We start from the raw sequence: 19,906 nt of genomic DNA, 5'->3' as shown, positions 1-19,906 counted from the left end.
GGGAGAGCCGCGAGAGCCAGCGTTTACTTGCGCTCCGCGGCTTCCAGCTCGATCGCCTTGCGCATCGTCGCCCGCGCCCGCCGCCGGTCTCCCGCGATGTCGTACGCGTACGCCAGCCGGTACCAGGCTCGCCAATCTTCTTGGCTCGCCTCGACTTCCGCGCGGCGCTCGTCGAACCACGCGTCCGCGGCGTCGCGGTCCACGCGGCCCGACGGGCGGCGCGGGAGGTCCGACACGTCCGGCAGGCCGCCCTCGGCGTCGAGCCGCCGCGACAGCCGCTGGATCTGCATGCCGGACCGCCACGTCATCACGACGATCCACACGCCCAGCAGCGGCAGCAGGAACACCCCGATGCCCAGCGCGATCCCGGCCGGCGTCCCGGTGCCGAGCAGCGCCACGGCCCGGTCCGCCAGCAGGACGAGGTACACGACCAGCGCCGCCGTCATCAGCAACGCGAAATTACGGGCTTTCACAGGTCGAGCACGTTCTCCAGGCCGACCGTCAGGCCGGGACGCGACACCACCGAACGCACGCCGAGCAGCACGCCCGGCATGAACGACGTCCGGTCCAGCGAATCGTGCCGGATGGTCAGGGTTTCGCCCTCGCCGCCGAACAGGATTTCCTCGTGCGCCACCAGGCCCGGCAGGCGGACCGAGTGCACGTGGACGTCCTCGACGGAAGCGCCGCGGGCACCGTCCATTTCGGACGTCGTGGCGTCCGGACCGGGAGCGAGGCCGGCCTCGGCGCGGGCGGCGGCGATCATCCGCGCGGTGTGCGCGGCGGTGCCGGACGGGGCGTCGGCCTTGCGGTTGTGGTGCAGTTCGATGATCTCGGCCGAGGCGTAGAACTTCGCCGCCTGCGCCGCGAACCGCATCGCCAGCACCGCGCCCAGCGCGAAGTTCGGCGCGATCAGCACGCCCACCGACGGCTTGTCCGCCAGCAGCCCGCGCAGTTCGGCCAGCCGTTCCTCGCTGAACCCGGTGGTGCCGACGACCGCGTGCAGGTCGTGCGCGATCAGCCAGCGCAGGTTGTCCATCACCGCGTCCGGATGCGTGAAGTCCACGACCACCTGGGCTTTTTCCAGGGCGGCGAAATCGTCGCCCGCGTCCAGCGCGGCCACCAGTTCCTGGTCCGCGGCGCCTTCCACGGCTTTCACCACGGTGGCGCCCATGCGGCCGCGCGCGCCCAGCACGCCGACGCGGATCGGGGACTCGGTCATGACGCGATCACCTCGTGCAGATCGTCCGGCAGGTCGTCGGCGTGAGCGTACGGCCCCACCACCGCCGCGGACGACACCCCGCCGGGGCGGCGCAGCAGAGTGCGAGCGAGCGCACACACGTCTTCGGTCGTGACCGCGTCGATCCGCGCGATCGTGTCGTCGACGCCCAGGTACCGGGCGTAGTTCAGCTCGTTCTTGCCGATCCGGGACATCCGCGACGACGTGTCCTCCAGGCCCAGCACCAGCCCGCCGCGCAGCTGCCCCTTGGCGCGCGCGACCTCGGCGTCGGACAGCCCGTCCGCGGCGACCGAGTCGAGCACCTCGCGGATCACGCCCGCGACCTGGCCCAGCCGCTCCGGCTGGCAGCCCGCGTACACCGACATGTGCCCGAGATCGGCGTAGCTCGCCACCGACGAATACACCTGGTACGCCAGGCCCCGCCGCTCGCGGATCTCCTGGAACAGCCGCGAACTCATGCCGCCGCCGAGCGCCGCGTTGAGCACCGAAAGCGTGAACCGGCGCTCGTCGTGGCGCGGCAGCGCGCGGAAACCGAGCATCATGTGCGCCTGCTCGGTGTCGTCCGGGTGCAGCGCCAGCTTCGGCACCGTCTTCAGCCGCGCACGGCCGGACCGCGGCGCGACCGGCGTCGCAGTGCCGCCGAGACGGTCCCTCAGCGCTCGCTTCACCAGCCGCAGCACCTGCGCGTGCTCGACGTTCCCGGCGACCGCGAGCACCATCCGCGGCAGGGTGTAGCGACGGCGGTAGAAACCCCGCAGCGCTACCGGAGACATCTCGGTGATGGACTTTTCCGTGCCCAGCACCGGACGTCCCAGCGGATGGTCGCCGAGGATCGCGCTGACGAACTCCTCGTGCAGCAGGTCTTCCGGGTCGTCGTCGCGCATCGCGATCTCTTCGAGGACGACGCTGCGCTCCATGTCCATGTCGCGGTCCGCGCACTGCGCTTCGAAGACCACGTCGGTGACGAGGTCGAGCGCCAGTGGCAGGTCCGCGTCGAGGACCTGGGCGTAGTAGCAGGTGTGCTCTTTCGCCGTGAAGGCGTTGAATTCGCCGCCCACCGCGTCGATTTCTTCGGCGATCTGGGTGGCGTCGCGGTTGGCGGTTCCCTTGAACAGCAGGTGTTCCAGGTAATGCGCGGCCCCCGCGACCGCGGCCGGCTCGTCGCGCGAACCGACGCCGACCCACAGGCCGACCGTCGCCGAACGGGACGCGGGGACGTGCTCGGTGATCAGCCGCAGGCCGCCGGGCAGGACGCTCCGCTTGACGACCGCACCGTCCGAAGTGGACTCGAGCGTACGGGTGGTGCCGACGGGCTGCTCGTGCCCGGAAACCTGCCGTGCCAATGAAACCTCTGTGTTGGATTGCGCCGGCTCCGCCGTCGCGGGCGGGATCGCCTTCAAGTCCCGCGGTTCGCTTGAGTGAGGCGAAGTCTGACAGCGTGGGGGCGGATCGCAGCGAGGGCCTCCTGCCCGGGTGGGGCAGGAGGCCCTCGATGGGACTGCGGGTGTTACTTGGCTTCGGCCTTCTCCGCCTCGGCGTCGCCTTCGGCCGGCTTCGCCGCGTCGTCGTCCTTGACGACGATCAGGCTGATCTTGCCGCGGTTGTCGATGTCGGCGATCTCGACGCGGATCTTGTCGCCGACGTTCACGACGTCCTCGACCTTCGCGATCCGCTTGCCGTTGCCCAGCTTCGAGATGTGCACGAGGCCGTCCTTGCCCGGCAGCAGCGAGACGAACGCGCCGAACGCGGCCGTCTTCACCACGGTGCCCAGGAAGCGCTCGCCGACCTTCGGCAGCTGCGGGTTGGCGATGGCGTTGATCTTGCCGATCGCCGCCTCCGCCGACGGGCCGTCGGCCGCGCCCACGTAGATCGTGCCGTCGTCCTCGATCGAGATGTCGGCGCCGGTCTCCTCGGTGATCGAGTTGATCATCTTGCCCTTCGGGCCGATGACCTCGCCGATCTTGTCGACCGGGATCTTCACCGAGGTGACGCGCGGGGCGTACGGGCTCATCTCGTCCGGGCCGTCGATCGCCTCGGCGATGACGTCCAGGATGGTGAGGCGAGCGTCCTTCGCCTGCTTCAGCGCGGCCGCGAGCACCTCGGACGGGATGCCGTCCAGCTTGGTGTCCAGCTGCAGCGCGGTGATGATGTCCTTCGTGCCGGCGACCTTGAAGTCCATGTCGCCCAGCGCGTCCTCGGCGCCCAGGATGTCGGTCAGCGCGACATACCGCGTCTCGCCGTCGACCTCGTCGGACACGAGGCCCATGGCGATGCCCGCGACCGGAGCCTTGAGCGGCACGCCGGCGTTGAGCAGGCCCATGGTGGACGCGCAGACCGAGCCCATCGACGTGGAGCCGTTGGAGCCCAGCGCCTCGGAGACCTGGCGGATCGCGTACGGGAACTCGTCCCGCTTCGGCAGCACCGGGACCAGGGCGCGCTCGGCGAGCATGCCGTGGCCGATCTCGCGCCGCTTCGGCGAACCGACGCGGCCGGTCTCGCCGGTGGAGAACGGCGGGAAGTTGTAGTGGTGCAGGTAGCGCTTCGTCGTCTCCGGCGACAGCGAGTCGATCTGCTGCTCCATGCGGAGCATGTTCAGCGTGGTGATGCCCAGGATCTGGGTCTCGCCACGCTCGAACAGCGCCGAACCGTGCGCCCGCGGGACCACGGCGACCTCGGCCGAGAGCTGGCGGATGTCGGTCAGGCCGCGGCCGTCCATCCGGATCTTCTCGGTGAGGACGCGGGTGCGCATGATCTTCTTGGTCAGCGCCTTGAACGCACCGCCGACCTCCTTGTCGCGGCCCTCGAAGGCTTCGCCCTCGCCGAGGCCGAGCTTCTCCAGGACGGCGGCCTTGACCTCGTCGGTCGCGGCGTCGCGCTCCTGCTTGCCGGGGATCTGCAGGGCCTTGGCCAGCTCGTCGGACGCGATCGCGGCCACGGCCTCGTAGATGTCCGGCTGGTAGGCCGGGTACAGCGGGAACTCGCCGGTCGGCTTCGCGGCGTCGGCGGCCAGGCGCTGCTGCGCCTCGCACAGCACGCGGATGAACGGCTTCGCGGCCTCGAGGCCCTCGGCCACCGTGGCCTCGTCCGGGGCCTTGCCGCCCTCGGCGATCAGGTCCAGCGTGTGCTCGGTGCCCTCGGCCTCGACCATCATGATGGCGACGTCGTCACCGACGATGCGGCCGGCGACCACCATGTTGAAGGTGGCCTTCTCGAGCTGCGGCCAGGTCGGGAACGCGACCCACTGGCCCTCGATCAGCGCGACGCGCACGCCGCCGACCGGACCGGAGAACGGCAGGCCGGCGATCTGGGTCGAGGCCGACGCGGCGTTGATCGCCAGCACGTCGTACGGGTCGTCCGGGTTGAGGCTCTGGACGGTGATGACGACCTGGATCTCGTTGCGGAGGCCGTCGGCGAAGGACGGGCGCAGCGGGCGGTCGATCAGGCGGGCGGTGAGGATCGCGTCGGTCGACGGGCGGCCCTCGCGGCGGAAGAACGCGCCCGGGATGCGGCCGGCGGCGTACATCCGCTCCTCGACGTCCACGGTCAGCGGGAAGAAGTCGAAGTGCTCCTTCGGGTGCTTCGACGCCGTGGTCGCCGACAGCAGCATGGTCTCTTCGTCCAGGTACGCGACGACGGCGCCGGCGGCCTGCTTGGCGAGCCGGCCGGTCTCGAACCGGACGGTGCGGGTGCCGAACCGGCCGTTGTCCAGAACGGCTTCGGTTTCGAACACGGTGACTCCGGTGGAGTCGGTCATATGGTCAATCTCCTCTTTGGTTCCTTCGTACGGCGTGAGTCTCCCACTGTGGGACCCGGTTCGCCCGAGGACGCTCGAGGAGGTGTGAGGCCGGTCTTCGATCGAAGCCCCCGGGTCCGTTGCCCGGGAACCACTACCGAGGACCGGCGAGATCGTTCCTCCAGCGCGCTCGCGCCGTGTGGGGGGTGTGCTTGCGGCGAGGGGGAGCGGCCGGAGCCGCTCCCCCTCGTCAGCACGCTATCGACGCAGGCCGAGACGCTTGATCAGGTCGCGGTACCGCGCCACGTCCACCTTTTCCGTGTAGTTCAGCAGCCGGCGGCGACGGCCGACCAGCAGCAGGAGACCGCGACGGGAGTGGTGGTCGTGCTTGTGGGTCTTCAGGTGTTCGGTGAGGCCGATGATCCGCTTGGTCAGCAGCGCGACCTGGGCCTCGGGGGATCCGGTGTCCGAGTCGTGCAGCCCGTACTCGGCGAGGATCGTCTTCTTCTCTTCGGTGGACAGCGCCACTGGTGGTGCTCCTTGTGCATCTCGTGCCGTGAGGCCCGCACCGCGCTGCGCGGCCGGGTGAGACGGTCGCGGCCGCCACGGACTGCAGCCGGACCCGGTTTCTGAGGTTACCAGCCGGTTGAACTGCGGCTTCCGGCGCGTGCGGCTAGCTGGGCAGGACGGCCTCACGCGCGCCGCAGGGGCCAGGCCCGCAGCGTGCGGTACGGGCTGCCGCCGCCCATCAGCTCGACCCGGTCCGCGGTCCACACCCGGCTGCGGAAATCCGCGAGGTGTTCCGTCCACGCCGTCGGCGGCCGCGTGCGGGAGCAGCGCGCCAGCGTCAGGTGCGGCCGGTAGGGCCGGTCCTCGTCGGAGCCCACGGCCGCGGCGAGATCGGCGAGGTCCTCCCCTGCCACTCCCAACCACAGCACTCCCGGAAATGTTCCCGAACCGCGGAGCTGGACGTCAACGGATTTCCGGCCGTCCAGCACCCGGTCGAGGACCCCGCCGCGTTCGGCGGGGTCCGCCTCGCCGTAAAAAGCCAGCGTGACGTGCCAGCCGGCCGGATCGCTCCAGCGCAGCAGCCGGTCCCGGGAGCCGAGCGCGGCGGCGATCTCCGCCGCGACGTCGGCGGGCGGGCGCAGCGCGGTGAACAGCCGCATCGGCTACTGGCCCGACGCTCCCGCGCGGCGGAGCAGGTCGGCGAGCGCCGGGAAGTCCTCGTCGAGCAGCTTCGCCGCCTCGGCGAGGTTCTCGTCCTCGGCGACGTCCCGGATGCCCGCGAGCAGGATCTTCTCGTCCGAGCTGACCGGGATGTTGTCGCGGCCGACGGTGGGCCGCGAATCGCGCACGTCCTCCAGCGCGGCCTGCATCGCGTCGCGGTCGCCCGCGGCGACCTCGGGCACGAGGATCTTGCGTTCGAGCATGATCATCCGCGCCAGCACGACCGGATTGCCGATCTTCGCCCGCCGCCCGCTCATCACCTGGCTCAGCATCGGCGCGCTGATCCCCAGCACCTCGGCCAGGAACGCCTGCGACACGTCGAAGGCCACGACCAGCCGGCGCACCCGATCGCCCAGCGGCTCCCCGTACCACTCCCGCTGCAGCGCGATGTTCCGCTGGACGATCTTGTGGTCCTCCACCTAGCTCCGCTCCCCTAGCGCTGTCGTCCCGCGGCCCGGTGCGGCCGGCCCACCTTGGTCCACCGGCCCGGCGCCGCCGGCCCATCTTGCCACCCCGGACGCCCCCGGCGGGCCGGAACGCCCGATTCGCCCCCGGTCCGGCCCGCTCCGGGGCCGGGTCCGCTCAGCTGTCCGAGCCGAGCGCTTCCCTGGTCCGGGCCACGTCCTCGTCGATCTTCTTCACGAGATCGGCCGACGCGCCGAACCGCGCCTGGTCCCGCAACCGGGTGACGAAGTCCAGGGCGACGTGCTGGCCGTAGAAGTCCTCGTCGACGTCCAGCACGAACGCCTCGACGGTGCGCTCGCGGCCGGAGAACGTCGGGTTCGTGCCCACCGAGACCGCCGCGCGCAGCCGGCGGCCCGGGTCGGACAGCCGGGTGAACCAGGCCGTGTAGACGCCGTCGGCGGGCACGGCGGCGAACCGCGCGGTGGAAAGGTTGGCCGTCGGGTAGCCGAGGTCGTGGCCCCGGCCGTCGCCGCGGACGACGATGCCCTCCAGCCGGTGCGGACGGCCGAGCGCGTCGGCCGCGGCCTCCACGTCGCCGGCGTCGATGCACGAGCGCACGTAGGTCGACGAGAAGGTGATGTCGTTGGCGCCGCGGTCGTCGTCGAGCGAACGGCCCTGCAGTTCCGCGCCGTAGGCGACGAACCCGAACCGGCGGCCGAGTTCGCGCAGCAGCGCGACGTTGCCCGCGGCCTTGGCCCCGAAGGTGAAGTTGTCGCCGACCAGCACCGCGGCCGCGTGCAGCCGGTCGACCAGCACCTCGTGCACGAACTCGTGCGGGCTGAGCCGGGACAGCTCCAGGGTGAAGGGCAGCACGCAGAACACGTCCACGCCGAGCCCCTCGACCAGCTCGGCCTTGCGCCGCAGGGTGGTCAGCTGCGCGGGATGGCTGCCCGGGCGCAGCACCTCGGACGGATGCGGGTCGAAGGTCAGCACCACGCTGGGCACGCCGCGTTCGGCGGCCGTCGCCACGGTGCGCTTGATCAGTTCCTGGTGCCCGCGGTGCACGCCGTCGAACACGCCGATGGTGACCACGCATCGTCCCCAGCCGCCCGGGAGGTCCCCGAGCCCACGCCACCGCTGCACTGTTGTCAACTCTCCCCGAGCAAGGTGCCTTTGCCCCCACCCTATGCGGGCAGGAGGACCACCACCGACCGGGTCACTCCCTCGGTGTCGGAGGCCAGGGCGAGCACGTGGCCGTCCGGCGCGAACAGGCCGTACGTGCCGTCGATGCCCGCTGCCGGGATGCGCCTTCCGTACTGGACGGCCTTGGCGGTGGCGGCGTCGAGATCCCGGCGCGGGAACGCGGCGGCGACGGCGGCGTCGAGGTCCAGCGACAGTTCCGGTTTTTCTTCGAGCTGGTCGAGCGTGCGCGCGCGGGCGAGCGTGAACGGCCCGACTGTGGTGCGGCGCAAGGCTTTCAGATGCCCGCCGACGCCGAGCCCGGCGCCGAGGTCCCGGGCGAGCGCGCGGACGTAGGTGCCGGACGAGCATTCGACGATCGCGTCGAGTTCGATGCGGTCCTCCTCGCGGCGGACGCCGAGAACGTCGAACCGGTGCACGGTCACCGGCCGCGGCGGGAGGACGACGTCTTCTCCCGCGCGCACCCGGGCGTACGCGCGCTTGCCGTCGATCTTGACCGCGGAGACGGCGCTGGGCACCTGCTGGATGTCGCCGGTCAACGCGGCGATGCCGTCCGCGATCTGCTCGTCGGTGACGGCGGCCAGGGTTTCCGGCGCGGCATCGTTTTCGGCCAGCGGTTCGCCTTCGGCGTCGTCGGTGGTGGTGGACCGGCCGAGCGACAGCGTGGCGAAGTAGGTCTTGCGGTCGAGGGCGAGGTGGCCGAGGAGTTTGGTGGCGCGCTCGATGCCGAGCACCAGCACGCCGGTCGCCATCGGGTCGAGCGTGCCGGCGTGGCCGACCTTGCGGGTGCCCATGATCCGCCGCGCCCGCGCGACCACGTCGTGCGACGTCATGCCCGCCGGTTTGTCGACGATGAGCAATCCGGGCGGCGGGGCGGGACGACGCGGTTCTTTCGGGCGAGACACGGCGGAAACCCTACCTAGGCTTCGTTTCGCGGCTGGCACCCGGTTCGAGCGGGTGCGCTGGAAGGGGTTGCGGGGTGGTGAGGTGGTGGGGGCCGGTCCGGATGGCGGGAGCGGCTTGGGCGATTTGGCTTGTCGACTGGTCCGGCGGGGTCGACTGGCTCGGGCGGCTGGCTCGGGCAAGCGCCCTGAGCAGTCGGCCCGGACACGCGCTCCCCACCGCCAACCGACCCGGCAACCCCGCCAGGGGCAACCGACTCGGGCGACGGCCCTGGCGGGCGACTGCCTAGGACAGCTGGCTCCCTGACACTCGACCGGCTCGGGCGGCTGGCTCGGGCAACCGACCCGGCGAACGTCCCGGGCCGTCGAACCGGTCAGGGCAGCTGGCTCAGGCGGCGGCCGCGGCCTCTTCCGGGGCGCGGTCCCAGCGGTGCCGCCGGATCTGGACCGGGACTTCTTCTCCTCGGGCCGCCGCGGCGAACACGTGGGCGCGGGCCCTCCGCCACCACACCAGCATTCGCGACGCGCCAACCGCCAGTACGCCCACGATGACCAGCAGCGCGATCCGGAAGTTGCCGCCGGTCGCCTGGAGCAGGATGCCGATCAGCAGTGCGGTCACGGTGGTCGCGAGGAAGCCGCCGACGTTCACCACTCCGGTCGCGGTGCCGACGCGCGACAGCGGGTTGTAGTCGCGGGCGACGGCGAAGCCGATCATCGATGCCGGGCCGCCCAGCGTCAGGAAGGCGAAGGCCGGGACGAGGACGCCTACCGGGACGTGGCCGTTCCAGCCGAGCAGCACCGCCCACACGATCGTCGCGCCGACGAGGTAGCCGACGACCAGCGGCACTCGCAGCGCCGGGGCGCGGCCGATCACCGCGCCCAGCAGCGGGCCGCCCGCCATGGAGCCGAAAACGAACACCGTCAGGAGCGCGCTGGCCGTCGCTGCGGGCAAGCCCTCGCCCTGCACCAGGAAAGGCATGCCCCACAACAGGGTCAGCACGTTCGGCGCGAACATCGTCGAGAAGTGCACCCAGAAACCCAGCCGGGTGCCGGGGGTTCGCCAGGCCAGCTTGACCTGCCGGCCGAGTTCCGCCGGGCGCACGGGTTCGCGCTTGCGTTCCGGCACGCCGTCCGGGGTGTCGCGGACCCGCAACGCGACCGGCACCGCGTAGAGCACCGTCACCGCGCCGACGGCGAGGAAGGTGACTGTCCATCCTGGACCGTCGAGGAGCAGGGTGAGCGGGACGGTCGCGATGAGGTTGCCGATGTAGCCGACGCAGGAGGTGAAGGACGCGAGCAGCGCGTATCGGTGCGCTGGGAAGTGCGCCGCGACGAGGCGCAGGACGCTGACGAAGGTGAGCGCGTCGCCGAAGCCGAGGACACCGCGGGCCAGCAGGCCGAGCGCGTAGGTGTCGGCGAGTCCGAGCAGCAGCTGCCCGGAGCCGAGGATCAGGACGGCGGCGGTGAGCACGCGGCGCGGGCCGTAGCGGTCGACCAGCACTCCGGTCGGGATCTGCATGGCCGCGTAGACGCCGACCTGAAGCACGGTGAAGATGCCGAGCGCGGCGGATCCGACGCCGAAGCGTTCGGCCGCCTTCAGCCCGGCCACGCCGAACGAGGTGCGGTGGAAGACGGCGAGCAGGTACACCGTGACCGCGGTGAGCCAGATGAGCCAGGACCGGACAGGGGCGCGGCCGGCGGGCGTCAAGAGTTCCTCCAGAGAGCAGGCGAGCGTCGGACAGAGGAGGACGACGACGCTGCCGCCTCGATAGTTGTATCGCCTCAGCAACCTCGATACATAGCCGTAACGCCGGTGGGATTCACCACAGATCCACTTCGCCCCGGATCCCGACGACGGTTTCGCCGCCGACCCACACGTCGTCGCCGTCTCGTTCGACGTGCACCCGTCCTCGCCTGCCGAGCCGCGTGCCCTGCGCCGCGACGTACGACTCCGGCGCGATGCCGTCGCCGATCAGCCACTGGCCCAGCGCCGCGTTGAGGCTGCCGGTGACCGGGTCCTCGACGACGTCGCTGAACGCTCGGACCTCGAACGCCGTGTCGGATCCGGCCGGCTGCGCACCGGCGACGCCCACCTTGAACGAGCCGAGTGCACCGAAGTCCGGCTCGATCGCGAGGACGGTCGCCGCGTCGCGCAGCAACAGCGCGACCCAGCCGGGGCCGTTGTCCGCCCACCGCGCGTCGAGGACGTCGGCGTCGCCGAGGTGCAGGCCGCGCTTCACGGCGGCGAGGTCGGCGTCGTCCACCGGACCGCTGCGGCGCAGCGGAGGCGCGGCGAACGCCAGCCGGTCGCCGTCGCGGCGCACCCGGACCAGCCCGGCCCCGCATTCCTGCACGAGGTGCCCGGCTTTCGGCTCTCCCCCGGCGGCCAGCCACGCCCGCGCGGACCCGAGCGTCGGATGCCCGGCGAACGGCAGCTCCCGGCCCGGGGTGAAGATCCGGACGCGGTAGTCGGCGGCCGGGTCGGAGGGCTGCAGCAGGAACGTGGTCTCGCTGAGGTTCGTCCAGCGGGCGAACGCGGCCATCCGCTCGTCGGACAGCCCGTCCGCGCCGTGCACGACAGCGAGCGCGTTGCCTCGGGTGAGCTCGTCGGTGAAGACGTCGACCTGGGTGAACTTCGGCATGCGCCCACCCTCGCATCCGCCGGGCGACGGCGGCGAGCGGGTTTTGCCGTTACGCCATCACGCCTCCCGCACCGCGCCGACCACGGCCCACCGCCCGGACCGCCATCGCGCCACCACGGCCGCCAGCCGGAACACCATGAACAGCGACAATCCGCTCCAGATCCCGCTCAACCCCCAGCCCAGCGCCAGCGACAGCCAGATCAGCGGCAGGAACCCGAGACCGGCGCTGACGAGCGTCGCGGTGCGGAGGAAGGCGGCGTCGCCCGCACCGAGGAGGACGCCGTCCAGCGCGAACACCACACCCGCGATCGGTTGCAGCGCCACGAAAAACCACCAGGCGTGCGGGATTTCGCCGAGCACTCCCGGATCGGACGTGAACGCGTGCGGCAGGACGCTCCACAACGCCGCGAACAGCACGCCCAGGAAGCAGCCGAGGACCAGGCCGTAGCCGGTGATCTGCGTGGCCACCCCACGCGCCTGCCGAGCCGCTCCCGCGCCGAGCGCCGCGCCGACGAGCGATTGCGCGGCGATCGCGACCGAATCGAGCACCAGGGACAGGAACGTCCAGAGCTGCAGGACCACCTGGTGCGCCCCGACTGCCTCGGTCGACGTGCGCGCGGCCACCGCGGCGGCCGAAACGAAGCAGGCCTGGAACGCGAAACTGCGCAGGACGAGGTCCCGGCCGAGGCCCAGTTGCGCCCGCATGACCGGGAAATCCGGCCGCAACGGCACCTTTTCCCGCACCAGCGCGGCGAGGAACATCGACGCGGACACGACCTGCGCGACGACGTTCGCGATCGCCGACCCCTCCAGCCCGAGGCCGGCGCCATACACCAGAACGGGGCACAGGATGGCGGAGATTCCGTTGCCCGCCAGCACATAGCGCAGCGGGCGGGTGGCGTCCTGCACTCCGCGCATCCAGCCGTTGCCCGCCATCGTGACGAGGATCAGCGGCGCGCCGAACAACGCGATCCGCAGCCACGACACGGCCGCCGCGGCGATCTCGTCGCTGCCCGAAAGCGCGCGGGCGATCGGCTCGGCCAGCAGTTGCCCGGCGACGAGCAGCACCAGCCCGACCAGCACGCCGAGCCAGGTGGCCTGCACGCCCTCGCGGACCGCGTCGGAACGCCTGCCCGCGCCGTGCAGCCGCGCGGTGCGGGAGGTGGTGCCGTAGGACAGGAAGGTGAGCTGGGTGGAGATCTGCGACAGCACGACCCCGCCCAGCGCGAGGCCGGCGAGCGGCAACGCCCCGAGGTGGCCGACGACGGCGGTGTCGACCAGCACGTAGAGCGGCTCGGCGGCGAGCACGCCGAGCGCGGGCACGGCGAGGCCGAACACTCGGCGGGGCGGGATGCGGTCACCGCTGACGGCGGTGGTCGTGGCGTTTTCGGACACGGGGACGAGAGTAGCCACCGGGACCGACAATTCCGGCGGGCCGTAGGGCGGGCCTGGTTTCCCGCTCCCGGAGGGCGGGGCGGCGGGTGGCATCGCAGGACGGCGGACCGACGTCCTGCTCGGCCGGTCTGGAGAGCACGCATCGCTCCCACGCTCCAACGAGCCGGAGGGCAAACCTCGTTTCCCGCTCCGGCGGACCAGAGGGCAGGCATGGTTTCCCGCTCCGGCAGGCCGGGCAGCGGGCGCGGCATCCCCGGACAGCCAACCGACGCCCTGCTCCGCCAGCCGAGACAGCAAGCACCGCTCCACGCTCCAACGAGCCGGAGGGCAGCCTCGTTTCCCGCGCCGGCGGACCGGGCGGCGAACCTCTGTCCTGCGGCGAAAGGTCGGCCAACGTGCCCGGCTTCCTCCTCCGGCAGGCCGGACGGCGAGCCTGGTGTCTCGTTCCGGCGCTTCCCAGGCATACCATCGCGCGTCCGTGAAAGCGGCCATCACGAATCGTTTCGGCGGATGGTCCGTGAAGGGGCCTTTCACAGACCTGGCCGCAATGCCAGGGCTTAAGGGGGTGGCCGCACCGGCCGCCAGGCGTCCACAAAGGACCCAACCTCCGCGAAATGCCCGGTTCGTCCTCACCTGGCTTTTCTGATTGCCCAGTCCGGTCGCCGCTTTACGCCCCTGGCATTGGACCGGGCGGCGACGAGAGGGGTCCTTAAATGGAAAAAGAGCGAAGAAGCGGTGCGGGATCAGGAAGCCCGCAGCAACGGCGCCCTCTCGAGCGCCTCCCGCAGCCGCTCCAGGACGTCCTCCGCCGGGCCCTCCGCGGTGCACCCCGCGGCCATCCGATGGCCTCCCCCGCCGAATTCCGCGGCTGCGGCGGACACGTCGATGTCGCCCGCGGAGCGCAGCGAGACCGTCCACACTGGACCAGGCCCGGCCTCCTTCAGCACCGCCGCGACTCCGGCCTCCCGGGTAGCGCGCACCACGTCGATCACTGACTCCACCTCTTCGAGTCGCACCGTCGCCGCCGCGGCCGCGCGCACTACCGTGTGGACGAAGCCGAACCCTTGGGCCCCTTCGGGTTCCAGGCGCGCTTCCGACAGGACCGTCGCCAGCATCGGCAGCCACGCGAACGGGTGGTCGTCGACGATGCGGCGGGCCACTTCGCCCGGGTCCGCCCCGGCTTCCAGGAGGCGCGCCGCGATCCGGTGGGTTTCGGGGCTTGCCCGGCGGAAGCCGCTCGTGTCGGTGACTACCCCGGCGTACAGGCAGCGCGCCGCGGGCGCGTCCAGTTCGACGCCCATCGCCTCGATGATCCGCGTGACCAGGATCGCCGTCGCCTCGGCGGTGTCGTCGACGACGTGATGGGTGCCGTAGCGGCCGTTCGTCGCGTGGTGGTCGACGACCAGGACCGAACCGCCCGCGTCGCGGACCGCGGCGACCCTCGGGGCGAGCCTGCCCAGGCGGGCCAGGGTCGGAGTGTCGAGCGCGACGAGCACGCCGTCCGTCGGAGGGAGGGCGTCGACCGGGGTGATCAGGCCGTCGACGTCCAGCCAGGCCAGTGTTTCGGGGGCCTCGTCCGGCTCGCCGAAGGCGACTCGCACGCGCGCGCCACCACGATGCAGCACGTGGCCGAGGGCGAGCGCGCTGCCCAGGGCGTCGGCGTCGGGGCGCACGTGTCCGAGCAGCGTCACGTCGGTGGCCCCGGCCAGCAGTGCGGCGGCGGCCTCGATGTCCTGTACCAGGGAAGCTGTCACGATGTGTCACGCTACGCTCTGCGGGATGCCTGAGTACGTGATCCTCGTTCTGCCTTCCGCCAACCGCGTGTACGCCGCGTCGTCGCCGGCGCTGCTGCGCGCCGAGCTGGCGGCCTTCGGCGCCGGTCTTTCCGCCGAGGTGTCGGCGATCGAAGAGATCGAACTCGGCGGTGTCGGGTACGTGAAATTCGCCTGCGCGGCCCCGCTCGGCGAGCGCGACCTGGCGCTGCTGTCGAACCTGTCCTCGCTGTACGCCCTGTTCGAACTGGGCGACGGCGTGCTGCGGCCGGTCGCCGTGCACCCGCTGGCGAAGGCGGACTCCGACCTGCTGACTATCCAGAAGTACCCGGGCAAGACGAACGAGCAGTTCACGAAACTGCTGCTCAACCTCACCCTGCTGGCGACCTCGCGGCCCGCGGACTGGACGGACCGCGAACTGCATGTCCTCGACCCGCTGTGCGGCCGCGGGACGACGCTGAACCAGGCCGTGATGTACGGCTTCGACGCGACCGGCCTCGACGTCGACGAGCGCGATTTCGAAGCGTACGAACAGTTCGTGAAGACGTGGCTGCGCACGAAGCGCGTGAAGCACACCGCGGAATCCGGCCAGCTGCGCCGCAACAAGGTCCGCCTCGGCCGCCGACTGGACATCGAGTACGCGTTCGACAAGGACGACTACAAGGCGGGCCGCACCCGGCGGCTCAGCTACCTCAACGCGGACACCCTGACCACCGACGAGGTCCTCCGCCCGGCGTCGGTGGACCTGATCGTGACCGACGCGCCGTACGGCGTGCAGCACGGCAGCCACCGCGACACCGGACTGGCTCGCAGCCCGCGCGACCTGCTCGCGGCGGCGATCCCGGTGTGGAACCGGGTGCTCCGGCCGGGCGGTGCGCTGGGAATCTCGTGGAACACGCACGTGCTGCCGCGGGAGGACCTGGTGGCGATCCTGGAACGAGCGGGGCTTGCGGTGCGCTCGGGCGGGCCGTACGAGGAACTGGCGCACCGGGTGGACCAGGCGATCGTGCGCGATCTCGTGGTGGCGGGAAAGCCCGTCTGAAGCCGCGGCGGAGACCGGTGATCCGGCTACGCCACGCGCGGCCCGAGGAAGCGCAGCACCTCCGGCAGAACGCCCTTCCAGTACTCCGAGGTGTGCTTTCCCGGCGTGATCCGCGCGACCTCCGGATGGGCGGTGCTGATCAGCTTCCGGTTGGCGGCCACGAAAGAATCCCCGTCCCCGCACCACACGCCGAGACCGCGGGACGGGAGTTCGTCCACGTGCTGCAGCGGTTCCGCGGCCGTCCAGTCGTCCGGGGACGCGAAGACGTGCCGGGTCCGGGCTTCCGGCCAGGTGCGGAACAGGGCCGCGCTGCAGGTGGCCACCGCGGTCACGTCACGACGGCGGCGGGCCAGGTTCAGTGCTCCGAAGCCGCCCATCGAGATGCCGAAGAGCCCGGCCATCGGGCGGAGTCCGGATTCGGACAGCCAGCCGGGGAGTTCGTCGGTGAGCATCCGGTGCGGGTCGTCGCTGCCGTCGGGCATCCAGTAGTGGCTGCCGTCGACCGCGACGACCGCGAACGGCGGGGTCCCGGACCGGACCGCTGCGGTGAGGGCCGCGGGCAGGTCCAGGTCCAGGAACGTGCGGGCGTTCGCCCCTCGGCCGTGCAGCGCGACGCAGACCGGCAGGCCGGTGCTGGGAACGCCGTCGGGCGTCATGAGCACCACGTCGACGTCCCGGCCGCGGGCCGCGGAGTGCCTGCGGTGGATCGTGATCGACGCCTTCAGGGGCGACGGGCTGGAGGCCGGGGCAGCCGAGGGCGGCGCAGCCACCGGGGCGGAGCGCCCGGCGCAGGCGGCGACGAGCGCCGCGGGACCGCCGAGCAGCAGGCCGCGTCGCGTGACACCGGGCTTTGACCGCATCGCTTCAGCCGCGCGTCTCCTCTTCTGCTTGCTCCTCGTCCTCTTCGGCACGAGGGGCCTTGTACGGGTCCGCTTCGCCCGCGGGCTGCGCTCCGGTCGCCCGGCGCGCCACCTCGGCGTCCGATTCGCGGGCCTTCGCGAGCAGTTCTTCGATGCGGCGGGCGTCGTCCGGGACGCTGTCGGCGACGAAGGTGAGCGTCGGGGTGTAGCGGACGCCGGTGCCCTGTCCCACCTTCGTGCGCAGGACGCCGCGCGCGGCCTCCAGCGCGGCCGCGGCGCTCGCGAAGTCCGGTTCCGCGTCGACGGTTTCGCCGAGCACCGTGTAGTACACCGTGGCGTCGTGCAGGTCCGCAGTGACGCGGGCGTCGGTGATGGTCACCGCGCCCAGTCGCGGGTCCTTGACGTCGTGTTCGATCGCCGAGGCCACGATCTGCGAGATCCGCTTGGCGAGCTTGCGTGCCCGAGCGGGATCGGCCATGGCTGAGGTCTCCTTCTCCGGATTTCCCGGTGTTCTAGTCGTCCGGGCCGAGCAGCCGGCGGCGCGCGGAGAGCAGCTCGAATTCCGGGCGTCCGGCCGCGAAGCGCTCGCACGCGTCGAGCACGTCCCGGATGTGCTCGCCGTCGGGGGCGACCGCGGCGACGCCGATGAGCGCGCGCCGGTGCAGGTCCAGATATCCCGCCTCGGCGACCGAGACGGCGAATCGCTTCCGCAGTTCGGCCACCACCGGCCGCACCACGGATCGTTTCTGCTTCAACGAATGCACGTCGTCGAGCAGCACGTCGAGCTCCAAGGCTCCGACAAACAAAGCCAGCCACCAACCTACAAAACTCGACGGAAAAGCCCGGCTGGACCCCGGCGGGGGTCCAGGGGGCTTGCCCCCTGGCGGGGGCGCGGGGGTTCGACCCCCGCACAACACGCTGGCGGCGGGGAGGGGCGAGCGCAGCCTGCGAGCACGCCCCTCCCCCACGGGAGCCGTCAGCTACGGGGCTTCTCCCGCTGTTCGTAGGTCTCGATCACGTCGTCGACCTTGATGTCGCTGTACGAGCCCAGCGTGAGACCGCACTCGTACCCTTCCCGGACCTCGACCACGTCGTCCTTGAACCGGCGCAGCGAGTTGATCGGCAGGTTCTGCGCGATGACGTTGCCGTCGCGCAGGAGGCGGGCCTTGGCGTTGCGCCGGATCTCGCCGGACATGACCAGGCAACCGGCGATCGTGCCGATCTTGGAGGACTTGAAGACGTCCCGGACCTCGGCGCGGCCCAGTTCGACCTCTTCGTACTCCGGCTTGAGCATGCCCTTCAGGGCCTGCTCGATCTCCTCGATCGCCTGGTAGATGACCGTGTAGTAGCGCACGTCGACGCCCTCGCGGGTGGCCCGCTCGGTCGCCTTGCCCTGCGCCCGGACGTTGAACCCGAGGACGATCGCGTCGGACGCGGTCGCCAGGTCGATGTCCGATTCGGTCACGCCGCCGACGCCGCGGTGGACCACGTGCAGTTCGACGTCTTCGCCGACGTCCAGCTGCAGCAGCGCCGCTTCGAGGGCTTCGACGGTACCCGAGTTGTCGCCCTTGATGATCAGGTTGAGGCTGCTCGTCTCCTTCAAGGCGGAGTCGAGGTCCTCGAGGCTGACCCGCTTGCGCCGCGACGCGTTGAGCGCGTTGCGGGTGCGAGCGGAGCGGCGCTCGGCGATCTGCCGGGCGACGCGGTCCTCGTCGACCACCAGGAAGGTGTCGCCCGCTCCCGGCACCGAGGTGAACCCGATGACCTGGACCGGACGCGAGGGCAGCGCCTCGGTGACGTCCTCGTTGTGCTCGTCGACCATCCGGCGGACGCGGCCGTAGGCGTCGCCCGCCACGACCGAGTCGCCGACGCGCAGCGTGCCGCGCTGGACCAGGACGGTGGCCACCGGGCCGCGGCCGCGGTCGAGGTGCGCCTCGATCGCGACGCCCTGCGCCTCCATGTCCGGGTTGGCCCGGAGGTCCAGAGCCGCGTCCGCGGTCAGCAGGATCGCCTCGAGAAGCCCGTCGATGTTGATGTTCTCCCGCGCGGAGATCTCGACGAACATCGTGTCGCCGCCGTATTCCTCGGCGATGAGGTTGTACTCGGTGAGCTGCTGCCGGATCTTGTCCGGGTTCGCGCCCTCCTTGTCGATCTTGTTGATCGCGACCACGATCGGGGCCTTCGCGGCCTGGGCGTGGTTGATCGCCTCCACCGTCTGCGGCATGACGCCGTCGTCGGCCGCCACCACGATCACCGCGATGTCGGTCGAGTTCGCGCCTCGGGCACGCATGGCGGTGAACGCCTCGTGACCCGGGGTGTCGATGAAGGTGATCAGCCGCGGCACGCCTTCGAGCTCGGTCTCGATCTGGTAGGCGCCGATGTGCTGGGTGATCCCGCCGGCCTCGCTCTCGCGGACCTTCGTCTTGCGGATGGTGTCCAGCAATCGGGTCTTACCGTGGTCGACGTGACCCATGATGGTCACGACCGGCGGACGGACCTGCAGGTCCTCCTCGCCGCCCTCGTCCTCACCGTAGGTGATGTCGAAGGTCTCCAGGAGCTCGCGGTCCTCCTCCTCGGGGCTGACGACCTGAACGTTGTAGTTCATTTCGCCGCCGAGCAGCTCGAGGATGTCGTCCGACACGGACTGCGTCGCGGTGACCATCTCGCCGAGGTGGAAGAGCACCTGCACCAGCGAAGCCGGGTTGGCGTCGATCTTCTCGGCGAAGTCGGTCAGCGAAGCGCCGCGCGGCAGCCGGATCGTCTCGCCCTGGCCCTTGGGCAGGCGGACGCCGCCGACGCTGGGCGCCTGCATGTTGTCCATGTACTCCTGGCGCTTCTGCCGCTTCGACTTGCGGCCCTTGCGCGAGGGCCCGCCTGGACGGCCGAAAGCACCGGCCGTGCCGCCGCGGCCGCCGGGGCCGCCACGACCGCCGCCGCCGCGGAAACCGCCGCCGCCTGCCGGGGCGCCGCCACCGCCGCCACCGGGACGGAAACCGCCGCCACCGCCGCCGCCGGGACGGAAACCGCCGCCACCGCCGCCGCCACCGGGGCCGCCGCGGAAGCCGCCGCCACCGCCGCCGCTGCCGGGACGACCGCCGCCGCCACCGGGACGGCCAGCGCCGCCGCCGGGACCGCCGCGGCCGCCTGCCGGTCCGGCCGGACGGGCGCGGCCCGGCATCATGCCGGGGTTCGGGCGCGGGGGCATGTTGCCCGGGCTCGGCCGGTTGCCGCCGCCCTGCCCGCCGGGACGCGGCGGACGCTCGCCGCCGCCCTGGCCGCCGCCGGGACGCGGCGGACGGCTGTCGCCGCCCTGGCCGGGGCCGGGACGGGCGGGCGGACGCGGAGCCGGGGACCCGGAGCCGACGCCGAACGGGTTGTTGCCGACCCGCGGGGTGCGCGGACCGGGCTTCGGACCGCCGGGCTTGGGGCCCTGCGGCTTGGGCGGCACGACCGAACCGGCGGACGACGAGTCCTGCTGCTTCGGGGCC

18 protein-coding genes are annotated in these 19,906 nt (G+C 71.7%); 1 reads left to right on the top strand and 17 read right to left on the bottom strand.

Annotation, left to right across the window (positions count from 1 at the left end; all coding sequences use genetic code 11):
- Nucleotides 1-23: 23 nt before the first annotated feature.
- From H5411_RS29630 to H5411_RS29570, 13 genes are all read right to left on the bottom strand, one after another.
- Complete coding sequence (locus H5411_RS29630; protein WP_167442110.1) at nt 24-473, bottom strand: tetratricopeptide repeat protein; 450 nt, start codon at nt 471-473, stop codon at nt 24-26.
- Nucleotides 470-1,219: a 4-hydroxy-tetrahydrodipicolinate reductase gene (gene dapB, locus H5411_RS29625; protein ID WP_101440539.1), complete on the bottom strand. Its 750-nt coding sequence runs from the start codon at nt 1,217-1,219 to the stop codon at nt 470-472. The genes H5411_RS29630 and dapB overlap by 4 nt, the downstream gene beginning before the upstream one ends.
- Nucleotides 1,216-2,580, bottom strand: a complete 1,365-nt coding sequence (locus H5411_RS29620) for a M16 family metallopeptidase (protein WP_183125718.1) — start codon at nt 2,578-2,580, stop codon at nt 1,216-1,218. Before H5411_RS29620 ends, dapB begins: the two co-directional genes overlap by 4 nt.
- Nucleotides 2,581-2,744: 164 nt before the next feature.
- Nucleotides 2,745-4,991 (bottom strand): polyribonucleotide nucleotidyltransferase, encoded by a 2,247-nt coding sequence (locus tag H5411_RS29615; RefSeq protein WP_183125717.1) that lies wholly within the window; start codon nt 4,989-4,991, stop codon nt 2,745-2,747.
- A 237-nt stretch (nt 4,992-5,228) separates the two neighbouring features.
- Nucleotides 5,229-5,498: a 30S ribosomal protein S15 gene (gene rpsO / locus H5411_RS29610; RefSeq protein ID WP_009080476.1), complete on the bottom strand. Its 270-nt coding sequence runs from the start codon at nt 5,496-5,498 to the stop codon at nt 5,229-5,231.
- 164 nt (nt 5,499-5,662) lie between these two features.
- A complete protein-coding gene (gene thpR, locus H5411_RS29605) occupies nt 5,663-6,139 on the bottom strand; it encodes an RNA 2',3'-cyclic phosphodiesterase (RefSeq protein WP_183125716.1) in 477 nt (158 codons plus the stop codon).
- 3 nt (nt 6,140-6,142) lie between these two features.
- Entirely contained in the window at nt 6,143-6,619 is a 477-nt protein-coding gene (locus H5411_RS29600) for a helix-turn-helix domain-containing protein (RefSeq protein ID WP_101440542.1), read from the bottom strand.
- A gap of 163 nt (nt 6,620-6,782) precedes the next feature.
- Nucleotides 6,783-7,748 carry a bifunctional riboflavin kinase/FAD synthetase gene (locus H5411_RS29595; protein ID WP_101440543.1) on the bottom strand — a complete coding sequence of 322 codons (966 nt, stop codon included), beginning with the start codon at nt 7,746-7,748 and terminating at the stop codon, nt 6,783-6,785.
- Between the two features lie 41 nt (nt 7,749-7,789).
- A complete protein-coding gene (gene truB, locus H5411_RS29590; protein WP_183125715.1) occupies nt 7,790-8,710 on the bottom strand; it encodes a tRNA pseudouridine(55) synthase TruB in 921 nt (306 codons plus the stop codon).
- Nucleotides 8,711-9,095: 385 nt separating this feature from the next.
- Complete coding sequence (locus H5411_RS29585) at nt 9,096-10,415, bottom strand: MFS transporter (protein WP_101440545.1); 1,320 nt, start codon at nt 10,413-10,415, stop codon at nt 9,096-9,098.
- 112 nt (nt 10,416-10,527) lie between these two features.
- On the bottom strand, nt 10,528-11,349 hold the full coding sequence (locus tag H5411_RS29580) for a PhzF family phenazine biosynthesis protein (RefSeq protein WP_183125714.1): 822 nt from the start codon (nt 11,347-11,349) through the stop codon (nt 10,528-10,530).
- A gap of 57 nt (nt 11,350-11,406) precedes the next feature.
- Nucleotides 11,407-12,744 (bottom strand): MATE family efflux transporter, encoded by a 1,338-nt coding sequence (locus H5411_RS29575; protein ID WP_183125713.1) that lies wholly within the window; start codon nt 12,742-12,744, stop codon nt 11,407-11,409.
- A gap of 743 nt (nt 12,745-13,487) precedes the next feature.
- Complete coding sequence (locus H5411_RS29570) at nt 13,488-14,498, bottom strand: DHH family phosphoesterase (RefSeq protein ID WP_183125712.1); 1,011 nt, start codon at nt 14,496-14,498, stop codon at nt 13,488-13,490.
- A gap of 25 nt (nt 14,499-14,523) precedes the next feature.
- Between H5411_RS29570 and H5411_RS29565 the strand changes: the two genes are divergently transcribed.
- The gene (locus tag H5411_RS29565; protein ID WP_183125711.1) at nt 14,524-15,558 is read left to right on the top strand and encodes a TRM11 family SAM-dependent methyltransferase; all 1,035 of its coding nucleotides are present in this window, start codon (nt 14,524-14,526) and stop codon (nt 15,556-15,558) included.
- Nucleotides 15,559-15,584: 26 nt separating this feature from the next.
- On the opposite strand, the gene H5411_RS29560 is transcribed toward H5411_RS29565, so the two are convergent.
- From H5411_RS29560 to infB, 4 genes are all read right to left on the bottom strand, one after another.
- Nucleotides 15,585-16,418 carry an alpha/beta hydrolase gene (locus tag H5411_RS29560; protein WP_183125710.1) on the bottom strand — a complete coding sequence of 278 codons (834 nt, stop codon included), beginning with the start codon at nt 16,416-16,418 and terminating at the stop codon, nt 15,585-15,587.
- Nucleotides 16,419-16,422: 4 nt separating this feature from the next.
- The gene (gene rbfA, locus H5411_RS29555; RefSeq protein ID WP_037369137.1) at nt 16,423-16,896 is read right to left on the bottom strand and encodes a 30S ribosome-binding factor RbfA; all 474 of its coding nucleotides are present in this window, start codon (nt 16,894-16,896) and stop codon (nt 16,423-16,425) included.
- Nucleotides 16,897-16,930: 34 nt separating this feature from the next.
- Complete coding sequence (locus tag H5411_RS29550; RefSeq protein WP_183125709.1) at nt 16,931-17,224, bottom strand: DUF503 domain-containing protein; 294 nt, start codon at nt 17,222-17,224, stop codon at nt 16,931-16,933.
- A gap of 170 nt (nt 17,225-17,394) precedes the next feature.
- Nucleotides 17,395-19,906: translation initiation factor IF-2 (gene infB, locus H5411_RS29545; RefSeq protein ID WP_183125708.1), on the bottom strand; the 2,512-nt coding region annotated here is incomplete at its 5' end.

The organism is Amycolatopsis echigonensis (assembly GCF_014174495.1).
Classification (GTDB): domain Bacteria; phylum Actinomycetota; class Actinomycetes; order Mycobacteriales; family Pseudonocardiaceae; genus Amycolatopsis; species Amycolatopsis echigonensis.
This window is presented reverse-complemented; position numbering and strand designations above follow the sequence as displayed.

Bases quoted from the DNA above. Each gene is read 5' to 3' on its own strand.
- dapB (WP_101440539.1), bottom strand. From the start codon at position 1,219: ATGACCGAGTCCCCGATCCGCGTCGGCGTGCTGGGCGCGCGCGGCCGC.
- H5411_RS29615 (WP_183125717.1), bottom strand. From the start codon at position 4,991: ATGACCGACTCCACCGGAGTCACCGTGTTCGAAACCGAAGCCGTTCTG.
- thpR (WP_183125716.1), bottom strand. From the start codon at position 6,139: ATGCGGCTGTTCACCGCGCTGCGCCCGCCCGCCGACGTCGCGGCGGAG.
- H5411_RS29580 (WP_183125714.1), bottom strand. From the start codon at position 11,349: ATGCCGAAGTTCACCCAGGTCGACGTCTTCACCGACGAGCTCACCCGA.
- H5411_RS29565 (WP_183125711.1), top strand. From the start codon at position 14,524: ATGCCTGAGTACGTGATCCTCGTTCTGCCTTCCGCCAACCGCGTGTAC.
- H5411_RS29560 (WP_183125710.1), bottom strand. From the start codon at position 16,418: ATGCGGTCAAAGCCCGGTGTCACGCGACGCGGCCTGCTGCTCGGCGGT.
- rbfA (WP_037369137.1), bottom strand. From the start codon at position 16,896: ATGGCCGATCCCGCTCGGGCACGCAAGCTCGCCAAGCGGATCTCGCAG.